The sequence below is a fragment of the Roseburia sp. AF02-12 genome, from assembly GCF_003461765.1.
GTDB lineage: Bacteria > Bacillota > Clostridia > Lachnospirales > Lachnospiraceae > Roseburia_C > Roseburia_C amylophila.
Window position 1 is genome coordinate 37,794 of the sequence record NZ_QTXS01000002.1, and the last position, 26,970, is coordinate 64,763.

The window sequence follows — 26,970 nt, forward strand, 5'->3', positions numbered from 1 at the left end:
AAAAAGAAGGTGAAGTTATGAAATATAACGTAATACCGGTTCAGACGCCAAAGGCGACCGATGCAAAATTGTATACTTATATTTTAGATAATTTTGAAGAGATTGACAGCAATCGTACCCGACCGCTGGTACTTATCTGCCCGGGCGGCGGCTATGAATTTACCTCCGACCGGGAGGCAGAAGCAGTTGCGGTGCAGTATATTGCCAGAGGATTTCATGCCTGTGTTCTGCGTTACAGCGTGGCACCGGCAGAATTTCCACAGTCCTTATGCGAACTGGCATGGAGCGTTGCATATTTAAGAGAACATGCCGGGGAATATGGCATCAAAGAAGATAAGATTATCGTAGCCGGTTTCTCAGCAGGCGGTCATCTGGCAGCAAGCCTTGGTGTGTTCTGGGACAAAGACTGGCTGGCAAGAGAAACAGGACTTACCGCAGAGCAGATGCAGCCAAATGGATTACTGCTTTCTTATCCGGTAATTACATCCGGAACATATGCACATCACGGCAGCATTGAAAACCTGATGGGAACGAAAAAGAGCAAAGAATTAGAAGAGCTTTTAAGTTTGGAGTATCAGGTAGGAAAGCAGGTACCGCCGGTATTTATCTGGCATACTTTAACCGACCAGTCGGTGCCAATCCAGAATACCCTGATGTTTACAGAAGAACTGGTGAAAAACCAGGTTTCTGTAGAAGTTCATATTTTCCCGGAAGGACTTCATGGACTCTCTCTTGCCAATGAAGAAACACAGATTACAGAAAATGGATTCGGCATTCAGAAACGTTGTCAGGACTGGATTACATTAGCTGGAAAATGGGTAGCGGATTTATAAGATTGGAGGACAAGATGAAATTTAAAGGAATTTTATTTGATCTGGATGGAGTACTAGTTCATACGGATAAACTCCATTATCGTGCCTGGAAAAAAATAGCGGATGCCCGTGGAATTCTATTTAATGAAGAGATTAACAACCTGCTGCGGGGTGTAAGCAGAATGGAAAGCCTTGAAATTATTTTAAGAAACTACCATGGACCGGCACTTTCCCAGGAAGAAAAGGAAGCACTGGCAGAAGAAAAAAATAATTACTATAAAGAAGAATTAAAAAGCATGACACCGGATGATGTAACAGGTGAAGTCCGGGAGACCTTAGCTGCATTAAAGGCAGCAGGCATAAAAGTTGCGATTGGTTCTTCCAGCAAGAATACCAAATTTATTTTAAAACAGGTAGGACTGGATGATGTATTTGATGCAGTTTCTGACGGCACCAATATTACAAAATCCAAACCTGATCCGGAAGTATTTTTAAAAGCGGCAGAATACATTGCTCTTGCACCGGAGGATTGTCTGGTGGTTGAGGATGCAGTTGCCGGAATTGAAGCAGCAAAGAACGGTGGAATGAAGGCTGCCGGAATCGGAGATGCCGCTTTCTATGAGAAAACGGATTATCCGATGACAACATTTGCTGATCTTAAGGAAATTGCATTGTGATTTATTATACATATCCGGGTTTCCGGAATAAGGCACTGACCATAAGCTATGATGATGGCTTATGGTCAGATGTGCATTTACTGGAAATATGCAACCGTTATGGAATCCGGGGAACCTTCAACCTGAATTCCGGCTGTATGCAGGAAGAGAGAAGAATTGGAAAAGACAGGATAGCGGAGCTTTATAAGGGGCATGAAGTTGCAACCCATGGCGTGGAACATCTGACCATAGCCCGCTGCCCTATGACGGATGTAGTAAAAGAAATATTAAACGACCGCGAGGCATTGGAAGAACTGACCGGAAAAATCGTCTGCGGTCATGCTTATCCGAATGGTTCCTACAGCCATGAAATAAAAACACTTCTTCCCTCCCTTGGCATCCATTATGCCAGAACAGCAACGGACAGCGGAAAATACACGCATCCGCAGGATTTCTATGAATGGAATCCTACCTGTCACCATAACAACAGACTGATCGAACATGCGAAAGAATTTCTTGCCTTTGATCTGCCACAGTTCCAGTATCTTTTCTATGTCTGGGGACACAGCTATGAATTTGACCGGGATAAGAACTGGGATGTGATAGAAGAATTCTGCAAAATGACAGGCGGCAGGGAAGATATCTGGTATGCTACCAATGCAGAGGTCTGCCATTATCTTATGGCAGTAAAAAGCGTATATACCAGCGTGGATGAAAAAATATTATTTAACGGAAGCGGACAGGATATTTATCTTCTCCGCAACGGAGAGAAAATCTGCATTCACCCGGGCTTATATTCTGTTTAAAGTCATGGTAAATTGAGAAAAATTATGCTATAATTCATGCGTTACACTGACTTTACAGGTGGGATGAAGGGTGGAAAGGAGACATCCGAAAACCTGATTTTCATAATCTTCTCTCCGGATATGTTTTTCCCCCTCCATCCCACCGGAAAATAAGATAAAAGGGGAACACATAATGTTAGCAATGATTGAATCCATCAACAGTGCAGTGAATAATTTCATCTGGGGCGTTCCAGCCATGATCTGCATTATCGGGGTCGGACTTTATTTGAGTATCCGGACCAACTTTCTACAGATTCGTAAATTCCCATATGCGATGAAAATTACATTAGGGCGGATGCTCAAGAAAAGAGAAGCCTCTGACGGAGCACTGACTCCATTCCAGGCAGTCTGTACGGCACTGGCGGCAACAGTAGGAACCGGAAATGTAGCCGGCGTGGCAGGTGCGATAGCCATTGGTGGACCGGGAGCTGTATTCTGGATGTGGATATCCGCATTGCTGGGAATGTGTACCAAATTCTCGGAAGTAACCCTTGCGGTGCATTTCCGGGAAAGAAATAAAGAGGGCGATTACGTTGGCGGACCAATGTATTACATCCAAAATGGATTAAAGAAACACTGGCACTGGCTGGCATATCTGTTTTCTGCATTTGGTGTGCTGACGGTATTCGGAACCGGTAATGCCACACAGGTCAATACCATTACAACAGCAATTGATTCTGCATTATATAATTATAATCTACTCTCAGAAGATGGAGCAGCAACCTTAAATCTTGTTATCGGAATCGTACTGGCGGTTCTGATTGCACTGATTCTCCTGGGCGGAATCAAGAGAATCGGACAGGTGACAGAGAAACTGGTGCCATTTATGGCAATTATGTATATTCTGCTGGCAGTAGGTGTCGTAGTAGTACATATAGGAAGCATTCCGACCGTATTTTCTTCTATTATACGGGGCGCATTTGACCCGGCAGCCGTAACAGGCGGTGCAGTGGGAAGTTTCTTTATGAGTATGAAAAAAGGAGTATCCCGTGGAATCTTTTCCAATGAAGCAGGACTTGGTACCGGCTCTATTGCACATGCCTGTGCAGACACCAGAAAACCGGTAAAACAGGGCTTCTTTGGAATTTTTGAAGTATTTGTAGATACCATTGTAATCTGTACTTTAACTGCACTTGTCATTCTTTGCAGTGGAGTTCCGGTTGGATATGGTGCGGCAGCAGGCGCAGAACTTACCATCAGTGGATTTACTTCTGTATATGGCGGCTGGGTGTCTATTTTTACTGCAGTTGCCATGTGCTGTTTTGCATTTTCAACGATTATCGGCTGGGGACTTTACGGAACCCGCTGTATAGAATTCCTGTTTGGAAGCAGAGCCAATAAGCCATTTATGCTCCTTTATTCACTGGTTGCCATCGTGGGTGCAACTATGAATCTGGGACTGATGTGGAGTATAGCAGAGACTTTTAACGGACTTATGGTAATCCCGAACCTGATTGCGGTATTCTTATTGTCCGGCGTCGTGGTGAAGATGGTAAAAGATTATTTTGATGGCAAAGAAGAAGTAAGCCAATAAGAAATAAAGAAGCAGTCCGGCGAGGCAGCAGGTTATCTTTCATTAAAAGATGACCGGTTTTATTATATTCTGGTGCCGCTGCTGGAGCAGAAGCGGGCGCAGGTGAAAATCCGGGTGGCAGCAAAACAGGACAGGGCGAATACCAGAGGACAGAAACGCTATCAGAATCTTGATTTCTGGATAAAAATACCACTGAAGTATGCCGGAACTTTCCCGGAAAGCATTGCATTACAGATAGAAAATCTGCTTTGGTCCTACGAAAAATACATTCGTACCGGAACTGAATTGTAAAACAGGAGAAACAATGCTATAATACACTCTGTATATGTATGTGGTCGTAACAATTGTGTAAAAATATCCGCATTTATATAGGAGAAATTTATGAAGAAAAAAATCAAGCTGAAGGGTCATCTGAAAAATTATATGTACTGGCCGCTGATGCTTACTATTTTGCTGGCATGCATGAACGTGCCGATGTATTTTGTAAATGAAGGGGCAGCGTTACTGGTATCCATTTTCCTTGGGATTTATCTCATTGTTGTGGTGATATCTTATAATGTTAATAAACCGGTGCTGGTGAATGAGCTGATTAATTTTGCCACTCAGTACGGAACGGTGCAGAAGAAGCTGCTCAATGAATTCGAAATACCGTATGCACTTTTGGACTATAACGGAAAGGTTCTCTGGGTCAATGAGAAATTTACGGAGATTACAGGAAAGACCAAAAATTTCCATAAATCCATCACCAGCATTTTCCCGGGCATTACCAGAGAGCTGATTCAGCAGGAGCAGTTCGTGGAAGATGTAAATATGGTCTGGCAGGAGCATAATTTCCGTATTGAAATGAGCAAGATTTATTTTGAGGAAATGGCGGAAAACAGCAGCATTGTATCTATTGAAGAGGATGAACAGTATCTGACAGCGCTGTACCTTTTTGATGAGACAGAGCTTTATAATTACATCCGTGAAAATGAAGAACAGAAGCTGGTGGCAGGTCTTGTATACATAGACAACTACGACGAGGCGTTAGACAGTATTGAAGACGTAAAACGTTCACTTTTAGTGGCATTGATTGACCGGAAGGTAAACCAGTATTTTACGAAAATGGATGCACTGGTTCGTAAGATTGAGAAGGACAAATACTTTGTGGTATTCCAGCATAAATATCTTGCGGAGCTGCAGAGCGACCGGTTCAGTCTGATTGAAGATGTTAAGACGGTCAAAGTCGGAAATGAAATGGCGGTGACTTTAAGTATCGGAATCGGTGTCGGCGGTGATACTTATAATCAGAATTATGAATATTCCCGTATGGCAATCGACCTGGCACTGGGCCGGGGCGGCGACCAGGTGGTAGTCAAAGAGGGTGAAAACGTTGTCTACTATGGCGGTAACAGCAAGCAGGTAGAGAAGAACACCCGTGTAAAAGCAAGAGTCAAAGCCCATGCACTGAGGGAGATTATCGAGAGCCGTGAGCATGTTATGATTATGGGACATTCCATTTCCGATACAGATGCTTTTGGTGCGGCAATCGGAATCTACTGCGCCGCAAGAGTATTAGGAAAGAAAGCGCAGATTGTTTTAGACCAGGTAACTTCATCCCTTCGTCCATTGAAGGAAGGTTTTACCACAGAGAAGGGTTATCCACCGGATATGTTTGTTTCCAGTGAACGTGCGCTGGAGCTGACGGATTATAACACACTGGTTATGGTGGTGGATGTAAACCGTCCGAGCCATACGGAGTGTCCGGGCCTTTTGAAGCGGACCGACAGTATCGTAGTATTTGACCATCACCGCCAGAGCAGTGAGGTCATTTCCAATCCGGTACTTTCCTATATTGAGCCGTATGCATCTTCTACCTGTGAAATGGTAGCAGAGGTGCTGCAGTATTTTACAGAAAATATCAAGCTGGCACCCCACGAAGCAGACTGTATTTATGCGGGAATCTTAATCGATACCAGCAACTTTATGACTAAGACCGGTGTCCGTACCTTTGAAGCAGCTGCTTATCTGAAACGTTGCGGAGCGGAAGTAACCCGTGTAAGAAAAATGCTTCGAAATGATATGGATGCCTACAAAGCCAGAGCAGAAGTGGTCCGCCATGCGGAAGTATACCGCGGTGCATTTGCCATTTCCATCTGTCCGGCAGATAAGATTGAAAGCCCTACCATCGTAGGAGCCCAGGCGGCAGATGAGCTGTTAAATATTGTCGGAATCAAAGCGTCCTTTGTATTAACCGAATATCAGGGCAAAATATATGTAAGTTCCCGTTCCATTGATGAAATCAATGTGCAGAAAATCATGGAACGTCTTGGGGGCGGCGGACATCTGAACATGGCGGGCTGCCAGCTTCGTGACTGTACCGTGTCCCAGGCAAAACGCATCATAGAAGACACCATAGACGAAATGCTTGAGGAAGGAGATATAGAAGAATGAAAGTAATTTTATTAGCAGATGTAAAATCCCTTGGAAAAAAAGGTGAGGTAGTAAATGTAAGTGATGCTTACGCAAGAAATCAGTTAATTCCGAAGAAATTGGGAGTTGAGGCAAACAACAAGACCTTAAATGACTTAAAGCTGCAGAACAAACATGCAGATAAGGTTGCAGAAGAGAATTATCAGGCAGCATTAAAGCTGGCAGATGAGATAAAGGATAAGACCGTAGAAGTGAAAATGAAAGCCGGAGAAGGCGGAAGAACCTTTGGTTCTGTATCCACCAAAGAGATTTCCCAGGCAACGCATGATCAGCTGGGTCTTGAGTTAGACAAGAAGAAAATGCAGTTAAAAGAAGCCATCAAATCATTTGGTGTATATGAAGTGCCGGTTAAGGTTCATCCAAAGGTAACTGCAACATTACGTGTAAAAGTAACGGAAGAGTAGATTAGGAGGAACCTCCATGGAAGAGGCACTGGTAAAGCGGATTATGCCAAACAGTCTGGAAGCCGAGCAGTCAGTTATCGGTTCCATGATTATGGATAAAGAAGCAATTATGACAGCCGGAGAGATTCTCATTGAAGAGGATTTCTATCACAAGCAGTATGGAATTCTGTTTGAATCCATGCTGGATTTGTTTAATGCAGGAGAACCGGTTGACCTGATTACATTGCAGAATAAGTTAAAAGAAAAGGATGTGCCGGCGGAAATCAGCAGCCTGGAATTTGTAAGAGACTTAGTAACATCCGTACCGACATCCGCCAATGTAAAATATTATGCCAATATCGTCAAAGAGAAGGCAGTTCTGCGTAAGCTCATTAAGACCACCCAGTCCATTGAAGATGAATGTTATCTTGGAAAAGAAAGTGTTGAAGATATTCTGGCAGATACCGAGAAGAGCATTTTTAATCTGGTGCAGAATCGTGGCGGTGGAGATTATGTCCCGATTAAGCAGGTCGTAATCAATGCGCTGGATAAGATTGAAAAAGCATCCAAGCAAAAAGGCTCCGTAACCGGAATTGCTACCGGCTTCGTGGATCTGGATTATCAGATGGCAGGTCTGCAGCCTTCCGATTTGATTCTGATTGCAGCCCGTCCTTCCATGGGTAAAACGGCGTTTGTATTAAATATCGCACAGTATGTAGCCATTCATTCCCAGCAGACAACAGCAATATTCTCTCTGGAAATGAGTAAGGAACAGTTGGTAAACCGTATGTTTTCTCTGGAATCAAGAGTAGATGCCCAGAAGCTGCGTTCCGGTAATTTGACAGATGCAGACTGGGAAATGCTGATTGAAGGAGCAGGCAACGTGGGCCGTTCCAAATTAATCATTGATGATACGCCGGGTATTTCCATATCCGAGCTTAGAAGTAAATGCCGTAAATATAAATTAGAGCACGATTTGAAATTAATCATCATCGACTACTTACAGTTGATGTCCGGCTCCGGCAGACATTCCGAATCCCGTCAGCAGGAAATCTCAGATATTTCCCGTTCCTTAAAAGCGCTGGCCCGTGAGCTGAATGTGCCGGTAGTGGCACTGTCCCAGTTGAGCCGAGCCGTAGAACAGCGTCCTGACCATCGACCAATGTTATCCGACCTTCGAGAGTCCGGAGCTATCGAGCAGGATGCCGACGTTGTAATGTTCATTTACCGTGATGATTATTACAACAAAGACAGTGAAATGAAAGGAATCTCCGAAATCATCGTAGCTAAGCAAAGAAACGGTCCTATCGGAACCGTCAACCTGGTATGGCTGCCTCAGTACACGAGATTTGCCAATATGGAGAAATAAACATTCCCGGGTGTTGCCTGAAAAAGCAGCATCCGGGGTTTTTATATATATGGGTAGAAGGAAAATTTTCGATGAAATAAGTTGAATATTTTTGTAAAAATCGTATAATATGAGGAAGAAAATACGCAAGATAATACGTAAGTTAATGGAGGTATCATATGGGGAAATATAAACCGCCTTTTACTATAACAAATAAAATATTATCTCATGTAGCATCTATTTCCGAAAAGATAGGACGTATAACAGCAATCAGTAATCTTGAAGCAAAACCGCACCTGAGAAAGAATAACAGAATAAAATCGATACATTCCTCTTTGAAAATTGAAGCCAATTCATTGACGTTTGGACAGGTTCGGGATGTAATTAACGGTAAGACTGTATTTGGTGAACAAAGAGAAATTCAGGAAGTAAAGAATGCCTATGCTGCTTATGAGCGTCTTTCAGAAATTAATCCTTATAACATTCGACAGTTAAAACAATTTCATGGAATTATGACAAAGTATCTTGTGGAGGAATCCGGTGAATTTCGTTCCGGTGAAGAAGGTGTCTTTAATGGAAATCAATGTATTTTCATGGCTCCACCGGCACAACTTGTACCACAGCTTATGGATGAGTTATTTACCTGGATGAAAGAAGCGAAGGATAATGTACATCCACTGATTTTAAGTAGTGTATTTCATTATGAATTTGGATTTATCCACCCTTTTTCGGATGGCAATGGCAGAATGGCAAGACTGTGGCACACGGCTATTCTCTCTGACTGGAAACCGGTGTTTGAATATATTCCGATTGAAAGCCAGATTGAGAAGTTTCAGGATGAATATTACGATGCCATTTCCCGGTGCCACGTTGCGGGAGAGTCTACAATTTTTATTGAATTTATGCTGTCTCAAATTGATAAAATTCTGGATGATATTTCTGTTCAAATTAGTGAGAAAAATGAATATCTTCCGGAAGCAGTACAAAAATTGCTTGAAGCTATGGAATATGATGTTCCTTATACAAGCAAAGCGTTGATGGAAAAACTTGGATTAAGTTCGAAAGAGGGATTCCGAAGAAATTATCTTCAGCCATCACTTAAAATGAATTTGATTCAGATGACGATACCGGATAAACCGAACAGCAGAAATCAAAGATATGTGAAAAGCTGATAATATGAGAAAACAAGCAAAGCAAGTTTCTTATAATTGTCAGGTATTTGGATCAAAGAATGTGCCTCGGCACATTCTCGCGCCTGCGGCGGTCGCTTGCGACATCTACCTTATACGCCGCAGTTCCCCGCTACAATTCCCGTCCGCATTTCGGACAATACTGAAAGTCTTCTTCTGTCGTAAATCCACAGTAACTGCAATGTTTCATATGATTTTCATATCTACCAAAATGCAGGGTATCGAGAGGAATCTTCTTAACCTCTCCTCTGGCAATTGCCTTGCCTAAGTCGGCACTGATTTCGGTGGTGGCATTACAGCAATTCATGCGCACATAGTAGTGGCGGTTCCATTTAAACAGCGGAATAAAAAAGAAAGAAAAGAACATGTAAGTCATATACACTTCCAGATGTCCATATTTTCCGCAGCAATTACATATTTCTAACTGGTCAAAAGCCAGCTTTTTCTCACCATTTGAAATTCCCATAATAAAAAACATAAAGCAAAACCATCCTTCCTGCATCTTTTGTATACCATAACGCATTTTCCGGATTCCTGCAAATCCATTTTCCTTTATCAAAATCCCATTACCAGACAGAATATGAAGCTTTTCTCCACAGAATGGACAAAAATCATCCGGCGTAATATCTTTTAAATGAAACTGCCGGTGGCAGATAGGACAGCGGATGGTAAGAACACCGAAAATAATTGCACCGAAAGAAATAAAAAGTTACCTAAAAAATCTCCACATAGGGCTTGACAAATACATAAAAAAATTATATCTAAAATATAGAGCAGTTTTCTATATATAGAGAAGGGGTGAGTGCATGAAAAATTATAATATTTTAATAGTATTTATTCTAATTTCAATTCTATCTGGTTGTGGTGGAAAAAACTATTTAGGAGAAAAGATAGTGGTTTCTACAACAAATCTAAGGTTAATAGAAGACAATAATTCTTTTCTGGAACAGATTGGACAAATAATAGAATCCCAGCAAGAACAAGGTGAAGAATCAGAAGAAATAGAGAAAGAAGAGAATGCTGGTAAAGATGAAGATAGTTTTGTGGATAATATAACGGGATTATCAGATTCTATTCCTTTAAATCAAATGGGAATTGGTGAAGTCTTAAAAGAATGTGATAAAGTATTAAAGGACAGCTATTCGGTTTCTGATGATTGTCAGGTAATGGAAGGTGCATTTTATCTGGAGAAAGATGGAAACCTTCTGGGACGTTATGCTGCAAAGTCGGAATTCATTATTTTTGATAAAGTAAATGATAAAAAATATCAGATTTCATTGGATGGCATGGAAAAATCCGTTGAGATAAAGGAAATCAAAGAGTCTGAATCAGCAGATACCATGCAGGCTATGCCGTGGGATGCTGTACTGGAAATGATAAATGCATTGGATTTTGATACGATAGCAGAGCCGGAAGATGATTACATTTTACTGAACCTTGCAGGAGAGGTAGAGGTCGGTTCCAATGGAATCAATCCGGCATCCGGCAAAAATAAGAAATTTTATGCCATCGAAAATGGAACCATGGTGAGTACAGACCAGCAGATGATACGTGGAAAACAATATGCGCTGGAGCTGACAGGAGCCACGAACGAAGATGGAAATGCATTGACAGCAGGCAGCCAGATTGTGGTAAAACATGTTGCAGGAGTCTTTCTGAAATGTCAATAATTGTGCGAACCATGCACAATATGTCGGAATAATACGATGGAAAATAATTGCACTGACAAAAGCCGCAGCGTTATAATTTTAAAGAAGAAGCAGTGGCAAAGGAGGAGCAATTATGGACAAGCAACGGTATATGATTTCAGATGCTGCAGCACTTGTAAATGTAGAATCCCATGTACTTAGATACTGGGAAGAAGAGTTAGAACTTACGGTACCCCGCAACGAAATGGGACACCGTTATTATACAAAAGAAAACATTGAGCAATTCATGAAGATAAAAGAATGGAAAGAGCAGGGTTATCAGTTAAAGGCAATCAAGCTTTTAATACATAATGGCGGCAGGGAAGATGCACCGGAGCTATTAGCGGCAACAGCAGCATCGGAGCCGGCAAAGCAGACTCTTTCCACGGAGGTAGAGGACAACACAAGGCGGATGGAGCAGTTCCAGCATATGATGGCACAGATTGTAAAAGGCGCGATTGCCGAAAACAATCATGCACTGGGAAAAGAAGTCAGCGAACTGGTGCGGGATTATGTATTAAAAGAAATGAATTATCTGATGAGGGAACAGGATGAAGCGGAGGAAGAACGCTATAAGAAACTGGACGAGCTGATTCGTCAGAGCCTGAAGGCAAAGGGAAAGAAAGAGAAGAAGCTGTTTCATAAGAAACAGGAATGGAAACCGAATGAAGCATAGCCTTCACAAATGAGGGCATAACTACGAGATTCTCGCGTAAAAAAAGAAGCTGTGTGGCAAAACCAACAGCTTCTTTTGAATTAAGTACGAAAATTATTCCTGGCTGATAGCTCCTGTAGGGCAAGCACCTGCACAAGTTCCACACTCGATGCAAGTATCAGCAGCGATTTCGTATTTTCCATCTCCTGCAGAGATAGCTCCAACTGGGCATTCACCTTCGCAAGTACCGCAGCTTACACATGAATCAGAAATTACATATGCCATTTTATCGTCCTCCTTTAAAAATAATAAACAATGTATAGGCTAGAATCTAGCTTGCAATTATTTTAATACAAAAAATTGCGATTTACAATACTTCTCCATCATGTACTAAAGAAAAAGCAATCGTGTATATAATCGTGGACAAAAGGGAAAACTAATTGCATATTTTGCCGGGAGGGATTATAATAACACCATTGAAAACAAGAAGGAGGAAAAAAATATGGCACAGATTAATAAGGATACCATGATTGGTGAATTACTTCAGATCGATGAGAATATTGCACCGATTCTTTTAAACATAGGAATGCATTGTTTGGGATGCCCATCTTCACAGATGGAGACAATTGAACAGGCAGCAATGGTTCATGGAATCGAGCCACAGTCTTTAGTTGATGAAATCAATGATTTCCTTGCAAAAGACGCTAAATAAGAAGTAAATATAATGAGAAAGACCAGAACAGTCCGATAATCGAATGCCGTAAGGCTTGAAAATATCGTGCGTTCTGGTCTTTTTTTTATAGTCGTGCATCCGTAAGAAGCTGTCAGTGACAGGTTCTGCAGATTATAATGATACAGAAATAGTGTGATAGAAAAAGTGAGTTTTGAAGTTAAAATATACAGGTAAGATTGTATAAAATATACAAATATTTATAATTCGTTTTGATAATAATTCATATTGACAGAAAAAATGAAAAATACTAAGCTTTTTATAGTTATTGAAAACAAGAGGAGAGGGAGTTATGATGACAAGAAAATTCTTAGTTGCGGTTATCGCTATATTTGATATTCAAAGTCTTGGATATCAAATTTCCCAGAATAAAATGATATAGAGAAATGTAAGCAGAGGATTCCGGTTCTTTAAGTAAAGAAAAGAGAATTCTATTTTGTGATATTTAAATTTATTTCCAAAATATTGGAAATTGACAAATGATGCAAGTCCGTTTGCTGTTTCTGTAAAAAATGAATCACAGGCGCGCAGCACATTCTCATACCATAACAATATCTGGAAGGTACACATCTTAAAGAATGGAAAGAACTTATATATATTGCAGGTGGGGTTAGCCCCACCTGCAAAAGGAGTAGATATGAAAATAAATAACTGCAAAAAAGTTATTAAAACAATTGCCTTTTATACAGTAGTAATAATATGCATAGCAATTTTATGGAAACAGGCTCATCTGCCATATGAACGGACAAAATATCAGAGTGTAGCGGAAAATACAACAGAAAGGGAACAGAGTTCAGTATCTTTTCCGGAAGAATATAAAAAAACAGTGAACGATAGTTTTGTGTTTGATGCAAAGATAATTACAGGGGAAAATATTGATTATGAAAATTTATATGCATCAACAGCAAGCATTGTTTATCCGGATGCGGATAAGTGGAAAACAATGTTCTTAAAGGATAATTTAAACTATGAAGAAAGCTGTTTTGAAACAGAAAGCCGAAATGGGGACAGGTTGAATGCCGAAGTTTACGATAATGAATCAGAAGGATTTTTACGTTTAGATGCCGAACAGGGACTTTACTGGAAAGAACCGTTAATGAGATATTTAGTACAGGTACTGCATATGAATGGTGAATATGGAGCAGAGGATCCCATGGATAATGAGCGTGTGTTTCAGGACGCAGATGATTTGACTGGTTTTAGCAGAGAAGAAGCATGGGAAAATGCATGTGAACAAATGAGCCTGCTTGGAATAGAAAAAAGCAGTCTGCAATATGATGAAAGCTATTGTATGCACGCAGAAGATTTAAAAGAGCAGACGCAAATATTACAAAAGGATGGCAGCTTATCCGAAGAAGATGCAAAAGAAGAATGGTCAGAAGAGGAAGAGGGTTATCTATTCTATTTTTCTCAGACTTTACAGGGAATCGAAATTTTCCGGTATGAAAATATCAGGGATTATCCGGGAATGTATGGCGATATGCAGGTGTATGCAATGAAAGATGGATTAGGGGAACTTCAGATTCCTGTTTTATATTCCTGCAAATTAGAAAAAAAGAAGTTATCACTGGTTTCTTTTGATAAAATTGCAGAGGCTTTAGAAAAGAACTATGGAAGTGTTATTACGGAAGAACCAATAACTGTTCGGAAATGTCAGCTTGTAATGTATCCATTACAAAAGAAGAACGGGGTATATGATATGGTGCCGGTATGGATATGTCAGATTGGGAAATATCAGGGAGAAGGACGGAATGAATCATATAATTATATACCAATTAATGCTGTCACAGGAGAAGAGATGGTTGAACTGGAGGTAGAGTAGTAATATGCTGAAAAAATATTTAAAAATGGATTTATACAGGGTATTTACTTCAGCACCATTTTGGCTTGGAGTGATAGGGGTATATATTACGATGAATCTAATGGCGAAGGTTGGACAACCGGCAATAGATGTTATTAGCAGATATAAAGTTATGAAATTTCAGAGTGTTACAATTGCAATATTTGCATTTAGCAGCTTTGCATATGGAAATGCATTAAGAGAAGATCAGGAACATCATTTTTGGCAGAATGAAATTTTGCGTGGAGATTTAAAGAGTTATATATGGTCAAAAGTATTAAGCGGATTTCTGGCAGCAGATATTACTGTTTTCGCAGGACAGTTACTCTTTTTTCAGCAGGATAGTTTTTGGCATCCCCTGCTGATGTTAGAGGATGAATTTTTTACAGCAAATGGTGTCGATTTGCGTGGGAATTGTTTTGGATGGTTTGCAATGCATGGAATGCCAATATTATATTTGGTTTTTTCTGCAATTATATTTGGATTGTTAGGAGGCATTCTGTGTCTGGTATCCATGCTGCTGTCTCTATTGGCTAAGAATCAGATGTTTGCAATCTGCATTCCTATGGCTGGTTATTATTTTATAGTTACATATCTTGGCGTATTATTTCCACAAGGTGGTATTTGGGATTGGAATTCTCTATTTATGTTTTCTACAGATGTATTTGGAAATGCATGGATAAGTCTTGGATACATATTCTTAATGACAATACTTTGTGTTATCGTATTGGGTAATTTGATTGCAGCCAGAGTAACAAAAGAGATAAGGGGGGAAAGTATGTGAATTTGCAGTCAAAAATACAGAATCTTTATTGCAGAATGAAGTCCATGCGTTTTTTGACATTACTTATCATTTGGGGATTTATGGTAGATGATATGTTAAGACTCTACCGGAATCTTGCAATGGAATTGAACGTAAAAGACAGTTTTGCAATATTACCTTTTATTCAAAATGATGATTTCTTTATGAAGGTTGTACTTTTAAGTGTGTTATGTTTTTATTCGAATGCTCCATTTATGGAGAGAAATGAATTATATTTTGTACAGCGTATAGGAAAAAAGCGGTGGGGAAGTCGAAATATTTTTTATATTTTCGGAAGCAGTATTTTATTAGCTGTAATACTGGTATTATTAAGCATTTTATTGAACTTTCCGGCAGTTGATTTTAGCAATTCATGGGGAAGTCTGTACAGGACGGTTTCTGTTTATGGTATGGAAAAATATCAGATTCCGCTGATTGTGGATACAAAAGTAATGTCAGCATTTACACCCTACCAGATGATGGGGCATGTAATTTTAATGGATATATTAGCATTTGCAGTAATTGGAATGCTATTATATACATTAAGTCTTTATGTTAGAAGAGTAGGTGCATATATAGTCACTATTCTGCTTATTTTCTTTTCTACAATGGTAAACTATCTGGATGCCGGTGCAAAATTAGGACTTATATATTTTTCACCATTTTCATGGGAAAATGTGGGAAATTGGAGATATGGATATGATTTGAGTAAACCAAATTTTGTATATATCTATGTAGGTTATTTTCTGATTCTGTTTCTGCTGGTGGTTGCAGGTCAGAGACAGATTCAGAGAATAGACTGGATAAGCAGGGAGGAATAGCTATGGCAGAGGTTATTAAAGTAGAACATATTGAGAAATCTTTTAAAAAGCATAAAGTATTAAAGGATGTATCATTGACTTGTGAAAGTGGAAAAATATATGGAATTGTAGGGTATAATGGTTCAGGAAAATCAGTACTTTTTAAGTGCATTAGTGGATTCTATCTTGTAGAAAAAGGAACAATAACAGTTCGTGGGAAAATGGTTGGAAAAGATATGGATGTGGTTCAAAATTTGGGAACAATTATTGAAGAACCGGCATTTATAAAGCAGTACAGCGGACTTAAAAATCTTGAACTGTTATATATGATTAATCATAAGAAAAATCGGGAATATGTAAAAGAAAGTATGAGAAAAGTCGGACTTGATCCGGAGTTAAAGAAACCGGTGGGAAAATATTCTCTGGGTATGAAGCAGCGTCTTGCAATTGCACAGGCAACGATGGAAAATCAGGATATTCTCATTTTAGATGAACCGATGAATGGATTAGATAAAGATGGGGTTGAACAAATGAGGAAATTGTTTCTTTCTTTTAAAGAAGAGGGAAAAACTTTATTGCTGGCAAGCCATAACAGGGAAGACATCGAATTGCTATGTGATGAAGTATATGAAATGGAACATGGAAGGTTACATAAAATAGAAGAATAGAGAATAAGAAAAAGGAATTGCTTCTGTCTCATGTGATATGAGGCAGAAAGGCAGTTCCCTTTTCATTTACGCGTACGCGGAAAATATACAAAATGTGTTTCCCACAGTTGTGCGGTCAGATTACTGCAGGGCATATATCTTCTGACCTAGATACCAGCAAGTACCTGTAATGCCTGCTCTTTAATCAGAGGCAGGAAATGCTCATCGAAGTAAGCCTGCGAAGCACGGCTGTATTTCTCGGTGGAAGCGTATTCCGATAAGATGTTGCAGACCTTATTGAAATCTTCCGGAGAATGGTGTCCCTTGTGCAGTACCAGATAAAAGGCACTCTTATTCGGATTCTTGTAAAGGAAATTCCGGTCGTTATAAAAGCCATTTAAAATACGGGCAAGATTGCTGATTTTCTCTAAGCTGTCGAAGACGAACAGCCGGGTAATATCTACCACCGGTTCTACGACAGGCTTCGGAGCAGGAGCGGCAGCCTTCTTGACAGGAGCTTCTGCCGGGGCAGCAGCCTTCACTGACTTGGCAAGTTCGCTCTTCTGCTTCTCCTGAAGCTGTTTGAAGAAGCCTAAAATATCATCGGCTCCGGCTGCAGGAGTGTTCTTTGCATCTGTAAAATCCGGATATTCATTTTCATCCGGCTCTGAAAATTTGGAAAACCGGGTGTCTAACTCTTCCGGGTATTCTACCTTGGTAATAATAAGCAATACTGTATCTTGTGTCAGGGGAACGGCTTCTATCATAAGAGGCATATCCTCGGCTTCAAATCCAAATTCATAATTCGCCTGCTGCATCATGTCACGAAACAGGGACTTTGCTTTCTCCGTGCCATATGCTAACTCACTCAGCTTCAGATGGCGGTCATCTAAGTCTGCTCTGGTAAGTGTGCAGCGAATCTGGTTATCATTCACTTTTTCAATTTTCATAAAAATCACTTCCTTATCTATAGAAAATTGTATGAAGTTTACGCCTATATTATAATGGAATGCAAAATACTTGTAAACCCGGTAAAAAATATTAAAGTTTTCTAAAAAGTCTAAAAAAACAGATTTTCTATTGCAAAGCATAATTGCTTTGTGCTATAAACTATTCCAAGAGATGCGTTCCGGTTCCTTTGAAAGAAGGAAGGGGCGGAACATATAGAAACACAAATTTTGTTTGACAGATACGAGCTGTTGTCGGAGTTAGGAAGCGGCGCAGCAGGAAAGGTGTATCTTGCCAGACATCTGAAGTTGGAGACATATCGTGCAATAAAGTGTATTTCAAAGACACGTTCTATGCCGTCTTCAATTCTTTCTGAAGCGAACATTCTCGCTAAGTTACGACATCCCGGAATTCCAATTGTATATGATATAGAGGAAGATGAAGCCTTTTATTATATCATTGAGGAATATGTTGAAGGGGAATCGTTAGAGAAGTTGCTTTGGAATACGTCAGTTTCCCAGGAGTATATGATACAGATTGGCATACAGCTTTGCGGAATCGTTTCATTCCTGCACAGCCAGAAACCATTTCCGGTATTACATCAGGATTTAAAACCGTCACACATTATAGTATGTGGGAATCAGGTAAAATTAATCGATTTTGGAATTGCATCATATATTACCAGTCGTGGAAAAAATTATCAGAACTATGGAACAAAAGGTTTTGCGGCACCGGAGCAGTACGGGGAATATGAACTGCATACGGCAAGCGATATTTATGCAATCGGGGCTGTTTTTTTACTTTATATTAAGAAGCATTCTCACAAAAGCAGCCCGGCATTCCGGCATATCGCACAAAAAGCCACAAGAAAAAATCCAAACAAGCGTTACAAAAGCGCCGGGGAATTACAACAGGCACTGACCCGTGCGTTAAAGCAGAAGGGGAATCGGAAAGAGCATCTCTTAAAAAGCATATCTGTTGTGGGGGCAGAATCCGGAGTCGGAACCACCCATATAGCCATTGCACTGACTTCATTTTTTAATGCGGGGGGCGCAAATGCCCTGTATCGGGAAATTCAGTCCGAAAAGAGGGAAAAGATAAGTAATGTGGTGGAACAAATTGGGCGGAGCCGTGAGGCAGAGTGCGAAGAAGATATCGTCATCTGCCGGAATTTCCGGGGAAGTGAGTCAATCGGAAGCGGGGAAGACACACTCATTTTCGATTATGGAGCTGCAGTGGAAGAAGCCTGCATGGAAGAGGCTGAGATTACAGTACTCGTAGTGAATCTGTCTTTGTGGAAGCGGGAGGCTTCCATGAAAGCCTGGCAAACATTACGTTGTGTACCAAATCTTAAAATTATCTGTAATCACAGCAGCCCCATGGAGGCGAGAGAATTTGCAGCTTTCATCGGAAGAGAAGTGTACTGTTATCCGAGGGACACAATGCCATTTGATGGTGGCAGAGAAAAGGAAGCATTCTTCACACAAATGCTTTCGAAAGAAGGGAGAAGATAACAAACCATGGAAGAAAGAAAAAGTATCGGAATATTTGGTGTGCAGCAGGGCGTGGGTGTGACGCATCTGTGCACTGCGCTGACCCATTACTGTGCGGACTGTCTGAAAAGTCACACGGCATTGGTGGAATTAAGTGGAAATCACGAATTGGAAGAACTGCAGAAACAGCAGCAGGGTAAATGGGGGCGGCCGGACAGAAAACACTATTTTGCAAATGCGGGAAGTGATAATATGCCGGAATATATCCGACAGGGCTATGAATATTACATCATAGACGGCGGAAGTGAGTTTTACAGGATTCGTCGGGAATTCTTGCGCTGTGACCGGAAGCTGATTCTGGTTTCCTTAAGTCCATGGAAACGAAAGGAATTAGAGTATTTTATGTCCGTCATATGGGAAGAGGAAAAGTATTTGGATAACGTGACGTTTCTGGCACAGTTTGGGATGAAAAAAGATAAAAAAGATTTTCAGAAACAATACCGCATACCAATCCATACCCTTCCTTTTATGGAGGACCCGCTTCATTTAAAAGAAGCAGAGCGCCTGTTTTTAAAAACTTTAGTTTAACATATCACGAACGCTTATCCTTTTGGAAAAGGAAAGTAGAAAGCAGGTATGTAAATTTAACAGAAACCAAAAACAAAAAAAGATGAATAAATAGAAATATATGCTTTTGATGTGAGAAGGTTACCCTGAATGCTTACTCACACCGCTGCAGAATGCAGCACAATGTAAAGAAAAAGAAAGGTAAGAGGCACAGACAAAAATTATAGTCTGTGCCTCTTTTTACGCGGGAAATTCGCAAAGCGTGTTTCCAGGTGGTTTTTACTTGAAATTTTCCCACCAATGACGTATGCTTATGGCAAAGAAAACAAAAATGGAAAACCATAAGAAAATAGAACAGTAAAGTACAGGAGGACGCAGGCTTGGAGAGAACGCAGCGAACGAACAGACCGACAAATGGAAATAGAAATAGAAACAGGAACCGCAGACGGAACAGAAAAAACACGAAATTAGCACCGGTTATTGTGGTAATCGTATTGATATTACTGGTGCTGCTGATTGCCGTAGGAACGAAAATCATTCAGAAATATATTCCGAGTAAAGAGCATCAGGATATGACAGAATATTATCATTTACAGGCGGATGATGATATTTCGCTGGTGGTGGATCATGAAGTGTTAGAAACACCGGGCAAATATATAGACGGCGAAGTATATGTGGATTATGAAACGGTACATGACCGCTTCAATGACCGTTTTTACTGGGATGCCAATGAAAATGTATTGCTTTATACACTGCCTGATAATCTCGTTACCGTGGCAGCAGGCAGCAATACTTATCAGGTAGGGAAGGAAAACCAGAGTGCAGATTATACAATTGTCCGGAATGACAGCAATACCATGTATCTTGCACTTGATTTCGTAGAGCAGTATACCAATATTACCCACGAAGTATATGAAGGCCCGAATCGTACCGTAATCAATACCGTGTGGGGGGATGTGGATACAGCACCGGCGAAGAAGGCAACACAGCTTCGTTTAAAGGGCGGTATCAAGAGTCCGATCGTGAAAGACTTAGAAAAAGGTGAGACCCTGACAATTTTGGATGCAGGTGACAGCTGGACCAAAGCCATGACAGAAGATGGTGTTATCGGATACCTTAAGAATAAGTTCGTAGGAAAAGTAACCACTGAAACCTTGAACAATGATTTTACAGAGCCGGAATTTACCCATATTTCCAAGGACTTTACCATAGAAATGGCATGGCATCAGGTAACAACAAAGGATGCCAACAGCACCATTGCAACGGTATTGCAGAATACCAAGGGAATCAATGTAATCGCACCGACCTGGTTCTACTTAAATGATAATAACGGCAACATTGCAAACCTTGCATCGTTGGATTATGTAAACTACTGCCATCAGAATAATATTGAGGTCTGGGGACTGGTAAGCAATCTTGAAAATAAAGACGTGGACACAGCTGCTGTTCTGACCCATACCTCTACCAGACAGTATCTGGTCAATCAGATTATTTCAGCAGCAATCCAGTACGATTTAGATGGAATTAACCTGGATTTTGAATCCTTAAACAGTGAAGCAGTGGGAGACAGCTATATCCAGTTTATCCGTGAACTTTCTTTAAAATGTGCAAACAACGGTGTGGTATTATCCGTGGACAACTATGTGCCGAGTGCTTATACTGCATTTTATGACCGGGAAGAGCAGGCAAATTTTGCGGATTATGTAGTGATTATGGGATATGATGAGCATTATGCCGGCTCAGATGAAGGATCTGTTGCATCCATTGGATTTGTAACCAACGGAGTAGCCGATACCTTAAAGGAAGTACCTGCAGACCAGATCATTCTGGGATGTCCATTCTATACAAGAATATGGGCAGAGACACCAAAAGCAGATGATGAAGAAGATACAACAGCTGCAGCAGCAGAGGACTATGTACCATATGATTTGACCAGCGAAGCTGTTGGAATGGATACGGTACAGAAACGTCTGGAATTAAATGGAGCAACGCCGACCTGGTCGGAAGAAGATGGGCAGAATTACGCAGAATATGTAAATGATGGGGTTACCTATAAAGTCTGGATAGAAGACGCAGCTTCCCTTGAGAAGAAGTTAGAAGTCATGAAGTCAAATAAACTGGCGGGAATATCTTTCTGGAAGCTTGGCTTTGAGACAGACAGCATCTGGGATACCATTATAAAATATACAAATAACTAAAGTGTAAAACTGCAAAGGAGAGGCCCATGAAAAAGTTGTTATGGATATTTCCGAAGAATTCTCCAAGGATGGCGACAAAGTAGTGGAAGCCGGACAGGAACTGAAACGGATTGTAGTAGGAATTGCGAAGTTTAAAGTAGATTAACAGATAAAACAGGATAATTGAGCCGGCACTTTCATATTTATTATAAAGAAAAGAATTAGGAAGTGTGGTTTGAAAAAAAGAATGGAATTATATATGGCGGTTCTTCTGCTGGTGGCAGTATGCCTGTTATCAAAAGAAGGAGCAGTGCTGGTAAGCAGCATGAGGGCGGCAGAAGAAAAGCCATGTATTGTTGTGGATGCAGGCCATGGCGGTGATGACCCGGGCAAAATCGGGATTCACGGCGAACTGGAAAAGGACATTAACCTTGCCATTGCAAAGAAGGTAAAAGCCCGTCTGGAAAAAGAAAATATAACAGTGATTCTGACCCGGGAGACAGACGAAAGTCTTGATAAAGGGGAGAGCGGCAGCAAAAAGGTGGCAGATATGCGTAACCGCTGCCGGCTGATTGATGAGGCGAAGCCGTTATTTACCATAAGTGTCCATCAGAACAGTTATACGGAAGAGTCCATAAGCGGAGCTCAGTGCTTCTATTTTGGACAGTCCGAGGAGGGCAGAAAAATTGCCGGGATTATGCAGGAAAGCCTGCGGTCGCATCTGGATACGGAAAATAAGCGGGAAGCAAAAGCCAATGAGAGTTATTATCTCCTGAAAAAAACGGCATATCCTACGGTAATCGTAGAATGCGGCTTCTTAAGTAATTCTGAGGAGGCCGCGAAATTATCTACCGGGGAATATCAGGAGGCAGTGGCAGAAGCTATTGCAGATGGAATTCTAGACTGTCTGGGCAATGAAACAGCAGATACAGAAGAAGCCGGCATGAGTAATGAGACTGCAGATACAGAAAAACAGAAAGTGAAACAGCATTGAAATGCATCAGAAATAAAGAAAGATTACAAAAAAGATTCCAGCCATAATGGTCTGGAATCTTTTGCTTTCTTATATTTTTTTCGGGTTTAGCCCATCACAGAAAAATGATAGAGTGTCTTGGAACGGAAATTCTCGCCTGCTTTTAAAACAACAGAAGGGAAATGTTCGATATTAATTGCATTTGGATAATGCTGTGTCTCTAAACATACTGCGGAATATGGCGGATAATCTTTGCCATCAATTCCTTTCTGATGAAGGGTATAACAAGGGACATAGAGCTGTACACCCGGCTGGTCGGTAAAGCAGGTCATCCGTATGCCGCTTTCCTTAGACTGTAAAACAGCCGCCTCTCTTAAGCCATCCCCGTTGATTACAAAGTTATGGTCGTAAGTACCACCTAATTTTAACTGGGCATTGTCACAGTGAATGCCGTCACCGATTTTCTTCATCTCACGGAAATCAAATGGGCTTCCCTCCACAGAGAGAAATGCACCGGTAGGACACTGTGTGTCATCCAGTTCTGTAATCGCATCTGCATCAATGCGTAATTCCTGATCTAATACGGTACCGTTTCCTTCCCCATTCAGATTGAAATAACCATGGCTGGTAACAGAAAATACAGTATCCTGATCACAGGCTGCATCGTAAACAATAGATAATTCATTGTCTTCAGACCATCCGTAGGTAACGGAAACTGTAAGGTTACCCGGATAACCTTCTTCTCCATCCGGAGAAATGCGGGTAAAAGTAACTTTATCATCTGTAATTTTTCCGGTCCATACACGCTGACCAAATCCCGTAGGACCACCATGCAGGTGGTTTGGCCCATTATTAATGGCAAGATTGTATTCTTTATCATTTAAGGTAAAGTGCCCTTTGGCGATACGGTTGGCGCATCGACCGACAACAGCTCCCAGGCTGGCATCATCAGCAAGATACTCATCGGCATTCATTAAGCCTAAAATTACATCGGTCAGTTTTCCCTCTTTATTCGGAACCATAATCTTAATAATACGACATCCATAATCCGAAAGTGTAACGGAAGCACCGGATGCATTTTCAATAGTATAAAGGGAAATCGGCTGATTATCTTTGGTCATGCCAAATTCGCTTTTTGTAATTTTCATCTGGAAACTCCTTTCCATAATATTCTAGTGAACATACTGATTATGCCACACTTAGAGCTACATAGCAAGTAGGAAGTGCGGTTTTCGGGTGTTTTCGATTTTCGATGGAAATGGATTTTGAAAACAATTCCAGTTCTTGAACACATAAAGGGAACGTGATATAATAGGCGTTATGAAAACAGAAGTGATAAAAATAGATCAGAATAATATGGATACAGAAGCACTGGAACGTGCAGCCGCAATTATCCGGGATGGAGGGCTGGTGGCATTTCCAACTGAGACGGTATATGGACTGGGCGCAGATGCACTGAGTGCAGAGGCATCGAAGAAAATTTATGCGGCAAAGGGAAGACCATCTGATAATCCTTTGATTGTCCATGTGGCAGAATTTTCAGACATGGAGAAAATCGCACAGGAGATGCCGGAAGAAGCAAAGAAACTTGCAGATGCATTCTGGCCGGGCCCGCTGACCATGATTGTGCGCAAGAATGATAAGGTTCCATATGAAACTACAGGGGGGATGGATACGGTGGCAGTCCGCATGCCAAATCACCCGGTTGCACTGGAACTGATCAGGAGAAGCGGTGGATATATTGCGGCACCGAGTGCCAATACATCCGGTAAACCGAGTCCGACTCTGGCAGAGCATGTAGCATTTGATATGGATGGCAGAATTCCGATGATACTGGATGGGGGTCCTGTGGGAATTGGAATTGAATCCACGATTGTTGATCTGACAGAAGACATACCAATGATTTTAAGACCGGGCTATATTACACCGAAAATGTTAGAAAAGGTAATCGGGGAAGTGAAAATGGATCCTGGAATTATTGCTTCGGATTCGCTACAGAAGCCGAAAGCACCGGGAATGAAATATAAGCATTATGCACCGAAAGCAGATTTGATTCTGGTAGATGGAGAAGAAGAGAAGGTAGTAGCAAAGATTAATGCTTTGGCAAAGGAAGCGGTTCTGCTGGGAAAGAAGGTAGGAATCATCGGAACAGACGAAACGATAGACCGTTATCCGGAAGGCGAAGTGGTAAGTATTGGTGCACGCAGTGATGAGGATGCAATTGCAAAGCATTTGTATAAACTGTTGCGGGACTTTGATGAGAAAGAAGTAGATATTATTTACTCCGAGAGTTTTGCAACTCCGCGTATTGGGCAGGCAATTATGAATCGTCTGCTGAAGGCTGCAGGACATCAGGTGATTACAGTTTAGAGGAGGTTTTTATGAAGCCATACGATCGCATTGTATTCGTGGCGGAAAGCGGAACATGCAGGGCACCCATGGCGGCCGGTATTTTTCGGGAATATTCCCTGAATCATCCGGTAGAAGTGTTAGTGAGAGGTCTTGTGGTATTATTCCCGGAACCACTGAATCAGAAGGCAGAAGCTGTTATGATAAGCAATGGCATTAACATGGAAGGTTTTATGTCAAGCCAGATTACAGCAGGGGATTTTGGCGAAGATACATTGGTGCTTACAATGGAAGCACAGCAGAGACAGAAATTATTGGAAATGTTTCCGGAGGCGAAGGAAGAAAATGTTCAGGTACTGACGGAGTTAGTAGGGGATGAACTGGAAATCTTAGATCCTTACGGCGGCACACTTCAGTCATACGGGCTTTGCTTTGAGACCATGAATAAGAGTATAAAAAAATTAGTGAAATTATTAAACGAAGGAGAATGATATGTCAAAAGTATTTGTAATGGATCATCCACTGATTCAGCATAAAATCGGCTGGATAAGAAGAAAAGAAACGGGTTCTAAGGAGTTCCGTACATTAATCAGCGAAATCGCTATGTTAATGTGCTACGAGGCAACCAGGGATTTGAAACTTACCGATATCGAAATCGAGACTCCAATCTGCAGGACAACTGTAAAAGAGTTAAAAGGAAAGAAACTGGCAGTGATACCAATCTTGCGTGCAGGTCTTGGAATGGTAGACGGAATGCTTGCAATGATTCCTGCAGCAAAAGTCGGACACATCGGACTTTACCGTGACCCACAGACATTAAAACCGGTAGAATATTACTGCAAGCTTCCAGAGGATTGCGATGAGCGTGAAGTATTTGTTGTAGACCCGATGCTGGCAACCGGTGGTTCTTCTATAGCAGCTATCCAGATGTTAAAAGACAGAGGTGTAAAGAATATCCGGTTTATGTGCATCATTGCAGCACCGGAAGGTGTAAAGGCAATGCAGGAAGCACATCCGGACGTAGACATTTATATCGGAGCATTAGATAAGAAATTGAATGAGCACTGCTATATCGTACCAGGACTTGGTGATGCAGGAGATAGAATATTCGGAACAAAATAAGTTCGAAGATATATGAAATGTGAAGGGTTCTTAAGTTGAAAGGCTTGAGAACCTTTTTTACATTACTGTCTGGCGCAGTCCACATCCTTCACTTTGAATACGGCATAAAGCCTGCAAGGGACACTAAGAATTTCGAAAAAGATACAGTCTATTCCGGCAACCGGTGCAAATTCACATCCATGTTCATCTGCACCTCACCGGCACATCCCTGTGCCGGTGTTGCCTAGAAACAGACGAAATTCCAAGTGCCCCTAACAGCCTTTATCATGTATCCCAAGTGAAGGAAGCGGGCTTCGCCCCGGCAAGTACTTTATTCAGCTAAGAACTGTGTCATTTCCGTAAAAATCTCACAGAAACCGTATAAAACCATAAAAAAATATGGTAAAATAGCAACAGAAAAACCGCAGCAAGGAGGAAATAAAATGAGCCAGAAACGGGAAGACTATATTAGTTGGGATGAATATTTTATGGGCGTGGCAATGTTATCCGGAATGCGCTCCAAGGACCCGAATACACAGGTGGGAGCCTGCATTGTCAGTGAGGATAACAAGATCCTTTCCATGGGATACAACGGACTGCCGAAGGGCTGCTCCGATGATGAATTTCCATGGGTAAGAGAAGGTGCACCCCTGGAAAATAAATATTTCTATACTACCCACAGCGAATTAAATGCAATTTTAAATTACCGGGGTGGTTCATTGGAGGGAGCGAAAATGTATGTGTCCCTGTTCCCTTGTAATGAGTGCGCCAAGGCAATCATTCAGGCTGGAATCAAGACTATCGTATATGACAGTGACAAGTATCAGAATACACCGGCAGTTATTGCTTCCAAACGGATGTTAGATGCGGCAGGCGTGCGCTACTATCAGTACACCCACACCAACCGGGAAATAAATATTACCTTGTAATGGACAGGCGAGAAAACAATCAATTGCAGAG

28 protein-coding genes are annotated in these 26,970 nt (G+C 41.2%); 24 read left to right on the top strand and 4 right to left on the bottom strand.

The features are described 5' to 3' along the window. The first annotated feature begins 17 nt into the window (after nt 1–17). From DV740_RS09690 to DV740_RS09730, 9 genes are all read left to right on the top strand, one after another. Nucleotides 18–833, top strand: a complete 816-nt coding sequence (locus DV740_RS09690) for an alpha/beta hydrolase (RefSeq protein ID WP_118057749.1) — start codon at nt 18–20, stop codon at nt 831–833. Between the two features lie 14 nt (nt 834–847). After that, entirely contained in the window at nt 848–1,489 is a 642-nt protein-coding gene (pgmB, locus tag DV740_RS09695) for a beta-phosphoglucomutase (protein ID WP_118057750.1), read from the top strand. After that, a complete protein-coding gene (locus tag DV740_RS09700; RefSeq protein WP_242994288.1) occupies nt 1,486–2,274 on the top strand; it encodes a polysaccharide deacetylase family protein in 789 nt (262 codons plus the stop codon). The genes pgmB and DV740_RS09700 overlap by 4 nt, the downstream gene beginning before the upstream one ends. 172 nt (nt 2,275–2,446) lie before the next feature. Continuing rightward, complete coding sequence (locus tag DV740_RS09705) at nt 2,447–3,847, top strand: alanine/glycine:cation symporter family protein (protein WP_118057752.1); 1,401 nt, start codon at nt 2,447–2,449, stop codon at nt 3,845–3,847. 114 nt (nt 3,848–3,961) lie between these two features. Then, the gene (locus DV740_RS14815) at nt 3,962–4,138 is read left to right on the top strand and encodes a hypothetical protein (RefSeq protein WP_158561553.1); all 177 of its coding nucleotides are present in this window, start codon (nt 3,962–3,964) and stop codon (nt 4,136–4,138) included. A 90-nt stretch (nt 4,139–4,228) separates the two neighbouring features. Then, entirely contained in the window at nt 4,229–6,280 is a 2,052-nt protein-coding gene (locus DV740_RS09715) for a DHH family phosphoesterase (RefSeq protein WP_117947274.1), read from the top strand. Continuing rightward, a complete protein-coding gene (gene rplI / locus DV740_RS09720; protein WP_117842217.1) occupies nt 6,277–6,723 on the top strand; it encodes a 50S ribosomal protein L9 in 447 nt (148 codons plus the stop codon). The genes DV740_RS09715 and rplI overlap by 4 nt, the downstream gene beginning before the upstream one ends. A 16-nt stretch (nt 6,724–6,739) precedes the next feature. Continuing rightward, nucleotides 6,740–8,071, top strand: coding sequence for a replicative DNA helicase (dnaB, locus tag DV740_RS09725; RefSeq protein WP_117699176.1), 1,332 nt, complete (start codon nt 6,740–6,742; stop codon nt 8,069–8,071). A 158-nt stretch (nt 8,072–8,229) separates the two neighbouring features. Then, nucleotides 8,230–9,222, top strand: a complete 993-nt coding sequence (locus DV740_RS09730) for a Fic family protein (protein ID WP_118087989.1) — start codon at nt 8,230–8,232, stop codon at nt 9,220–9,222. A 130-nt stretch (nt 9,223–9,352) separates the two neighbouring features. Here DV740_RS09730 and DV740_RS09735 read toward each other — a convergent pair whose 3' ends face one another. After that, a complete protein-coding gene (locus DV740_RS09735) occupies nt 9,353–9,718 on the bottom strand; it encodes a zinc ribbon domain-containing protein (RefSeq protein WP_118088291.1) in 366 nt (121 codons plus the stop codon). Nucleotides 9,719–10,133: 415 nt separating this feature from the next. Between DV740_RS09735 and DV740_RS09740 the strand changes: the two genes are divergently transcribed. Both DV740_RS09740 and DV740_RS09745 read left to right on the top strand, forming a co-directional pair. Continuing rightward, on the top strand, nt 10,134–10,910 hold the full coding sequence (locus DV740_RS09740) for a hypothetical protein (RefSeq protein ID WP_147342279.1): 777 nt from the start codon (nt 10,134–10,136) through the stop codon (nt 10,908–10,910). 112 nt (nt 10,911–11,022) lie between these two features. Continuing rightward, on the top strand, nt 11,023–11,604 hold the full coding sequence (locus DV740_RS09745; protein ID WP_022242563.1) for a MerR family transcriptional regulator: 582 nt from the start codon (nt 11,023–11,025) through the stop codon (nt 11,602–11,604). 93 nt (nt 11,605–11,697) lie between these two features. Here DV740_RS09745 and DV740_RS09750 read toward each other — a convergent pair whose 3' ends face one another. After that, nucleotides 11,698–11,868 (bottom strand): DUF362 domain-containing protein, encoded by a 171-nt coding sequence (locus tag DV740_RS09750; RefSeq protein ID WP_022242564.1) that lies wholly within the window; start codon nt 11,866–11,868, stop codon nt 11,698–11,700. 217 nt (nt 11,869–12,085) lie between these two features. Between DV740_RS09750 and DV740_RS09755 the strand changes: the two genes are divergently transcribed. From DV740_RS09755 to DV740_RS09775, 5 genes are all read left to right on the top strand, one after another. Continuing rightward, nucleotides 12,086–12,295 (top strand): DUF1858 domain-containing protein, encoded by a 210-nt coding sequence (locus DV740_RS09755; protein ID WP_118057756.1) that lies wholly within the window; start codon nt 12,086–12,088, stop codon nt 12,293–12,295. A gap of 655 nt (nt 12,296–12,950) precedes the next feature. Beyond that, nucleotides 12,951–14,135 (top strand): hypothetical protein, encoded by a 1,185-nt coding sequence (locus tag DV740_RS09760; protein ID WP_147337990.1) that lies wholly within the window; start codon nt 12,951–12,953, stop codon nt 14,133–14,135. 4 nt (nt 14,136–14,139) lie between these two features. Beyond that, complete coding sequence (locus DV740_RS09765) at nt 14,140–14,937, top strand: hypothetical protein (protein ID WP_117947278.1); 798 nt, start codon at nt 14,140–14,142, stop codon at nt 14,935–14,937. Further along, nucleotides 14,934–15,776 (top strand): hypothetical protein, encoded by an 843-nt coding sequence (locus DV740_RS09770; RefSeq protein WP_117842364.1) that lies wholly within the window; start codon nt 14,934–14,936, stop codon nt 15,774–15,776. Before DV740_RS09765 ends, DV740_RS09770 begins: the two co-directional genes overlap by 4 nt. Nucleotides 15,777–15,778: 2 nt before the next feature. Beyond that, a complete protein-coding gene (locus DV740_RS09775) occupies nt 15,779–16,423 on the top strand; it encodes an ATP-binding cassette domain-containing protein (RefSeq protein WP_118087991.1) in 645 nt (214 codons plus the stop codon). A gap of 146 nt (nt 16,424–16,569) precedes the next feature. On the opposite strand, the gene DV740_RS09780 is transcribed toward DV740_RS09775, so the two are convergent. Beyond that, nucleotides 16,570–17,352, bottom strand: a complete 783-nt coding sequence (locus tag DV740_RS09780) for an adaptor protein MecA (protein ID WP_118087992.1) — start codon at nt 17,350–17,352, stop codon at nt 16,570–16,572. Nucleotides 17,353–17,580: 228 nt separating this feature from the next. Here DV740_RS09780 and DV740_RS09785 point away from each other — a divergent pair, with 228 nt between their 5' ends. The 4 genes from DV740_RS09785 to DV740_RS09800 all read left to right on the top strand — a co-directional run bounded on the left by DV740_RS09785 (nt 17,581) and on the right by DV740_RS09800 (nt 22,581). Next, nucleotides 17,581–18,864, top strand: coding sequence for a serine/threonine protein kinase (locus DV740_RS09785; RefSeq protein WP_158561554.1), 1,284 nt, complete (start codon nt 17,581–17,583; stop codon nt 18,862–18,864). Nucleotides 18,865–18,870: 6 nt separating this feature from the next. Beyond that, nucleotides 18,871–19,431, top strand: a complete 561-nt coding sequence (locus DV740_RS09790) for a hypothetical protein (protein ID WP_118087993.1) — start codon at nt 18,871–18,873, stop codon at nt 19,429–19,431. Between the two features lie 359 nt (nt 19,432–19,790). Next, nucleotides 19,791–21,608, top strand: coding sequence for a glycosyl hydrolase family 18 protein (locus DV740_RS09795; protein ID WP_199534947.1), 1,818 nt, complete (start codon nt 19,791–19,793; stop codon nt 21,606–21,608). 214 nt (nt 21,609–21,822) lie between these two features. Next, nucleotides 21,823–22,581, top strand: a complete 759-nt coding sequence (locus tag DV740_RS09800) for an N-acetylmuramoyl-L-alanine amidase (protein ID WP_117841858.1) — start codon at nt 21,823–21,825, stop codon at nt 22,579–22,581. Between the two features lie 86 nt (nt 22,582–22,667). Here the strand turns inward: DV740_RS09800 and DV740_RS09805 are convergent, their stop codons facing one another. Further along, the gene (locus DV740_RS09805) at nt 22,668–23,708 is read right to left on the bottom strand and encodes an aldose epimerase family protein (protein WP_118057584.1); all 1,041 of its coding nucleotides are present in this window, start codon (nt 23,706–23,708) and stop codon (nt 22,668–22,670) included. Between the two features lie 172 nt (nt 23,709–23,880). Here DV740_RS09805 and DV740_RS09810 point away from each other — a divergent pair, with 172 nt between their 5' ends. The 4 genes from DV740_RS09810 to DV740_RS09825 all read left to right on the top strand — a co-directional run bounded on the left by DV740_RS09810 (nt 23,881) and on the right by DV740_RS09825 (nt 26,939). Then, nucleotides 23,881–24,930, top strand: a complete 1,050-nt coding sequence (locus tag DV740_RS09810; protein WP_117841860.1) for an L-threonylcarbamoyladenylate synthase — start codon at nt 23,881–23,883, stop codon at nt 24,928–24,930. A gap of 11 nt (nt 24,931–24,941) precedes the next feature. Further along, nucleotides 24,942–25,400 (top strand): arsenate reductase/protein-tyrosine-phosphatase family protein, encoded by a 459-nt coding sequence (locus tag DV740_RS09815; RefSeq protein ID WP_117841861.1) that lies wholly within the window; start codon nt 24,942–24,944, stop codon nt 25,398–25,400. Nucleotide 25,401: 1 nt separating this feature from the next. Beyond that, on the top strand, nt 25,402–26,031 hold the full coding sequence (upp, locus tag DV740_RS09820) for a uracil phosphoribosyltransferase (protein WP_118087994.1): 630 nt from the start codon (nt 25,402–25,404) through the stop codon (nt 26,029–26,031). 422 nt (nt 26,032–26,453) lie between these two features. Then, nucleotides 26,454–26,939, top strand: coding sequence for a deoxycytidylate deaminase (locus tag DV740_RS09825; protein WP_022242836.1), 486 nt, complete (start codon nt 26,454–26,456; stop codon nt 26,937–26,939). Nucleotides 26,940–26,970 lie beyond the last annotated feature (31 nt).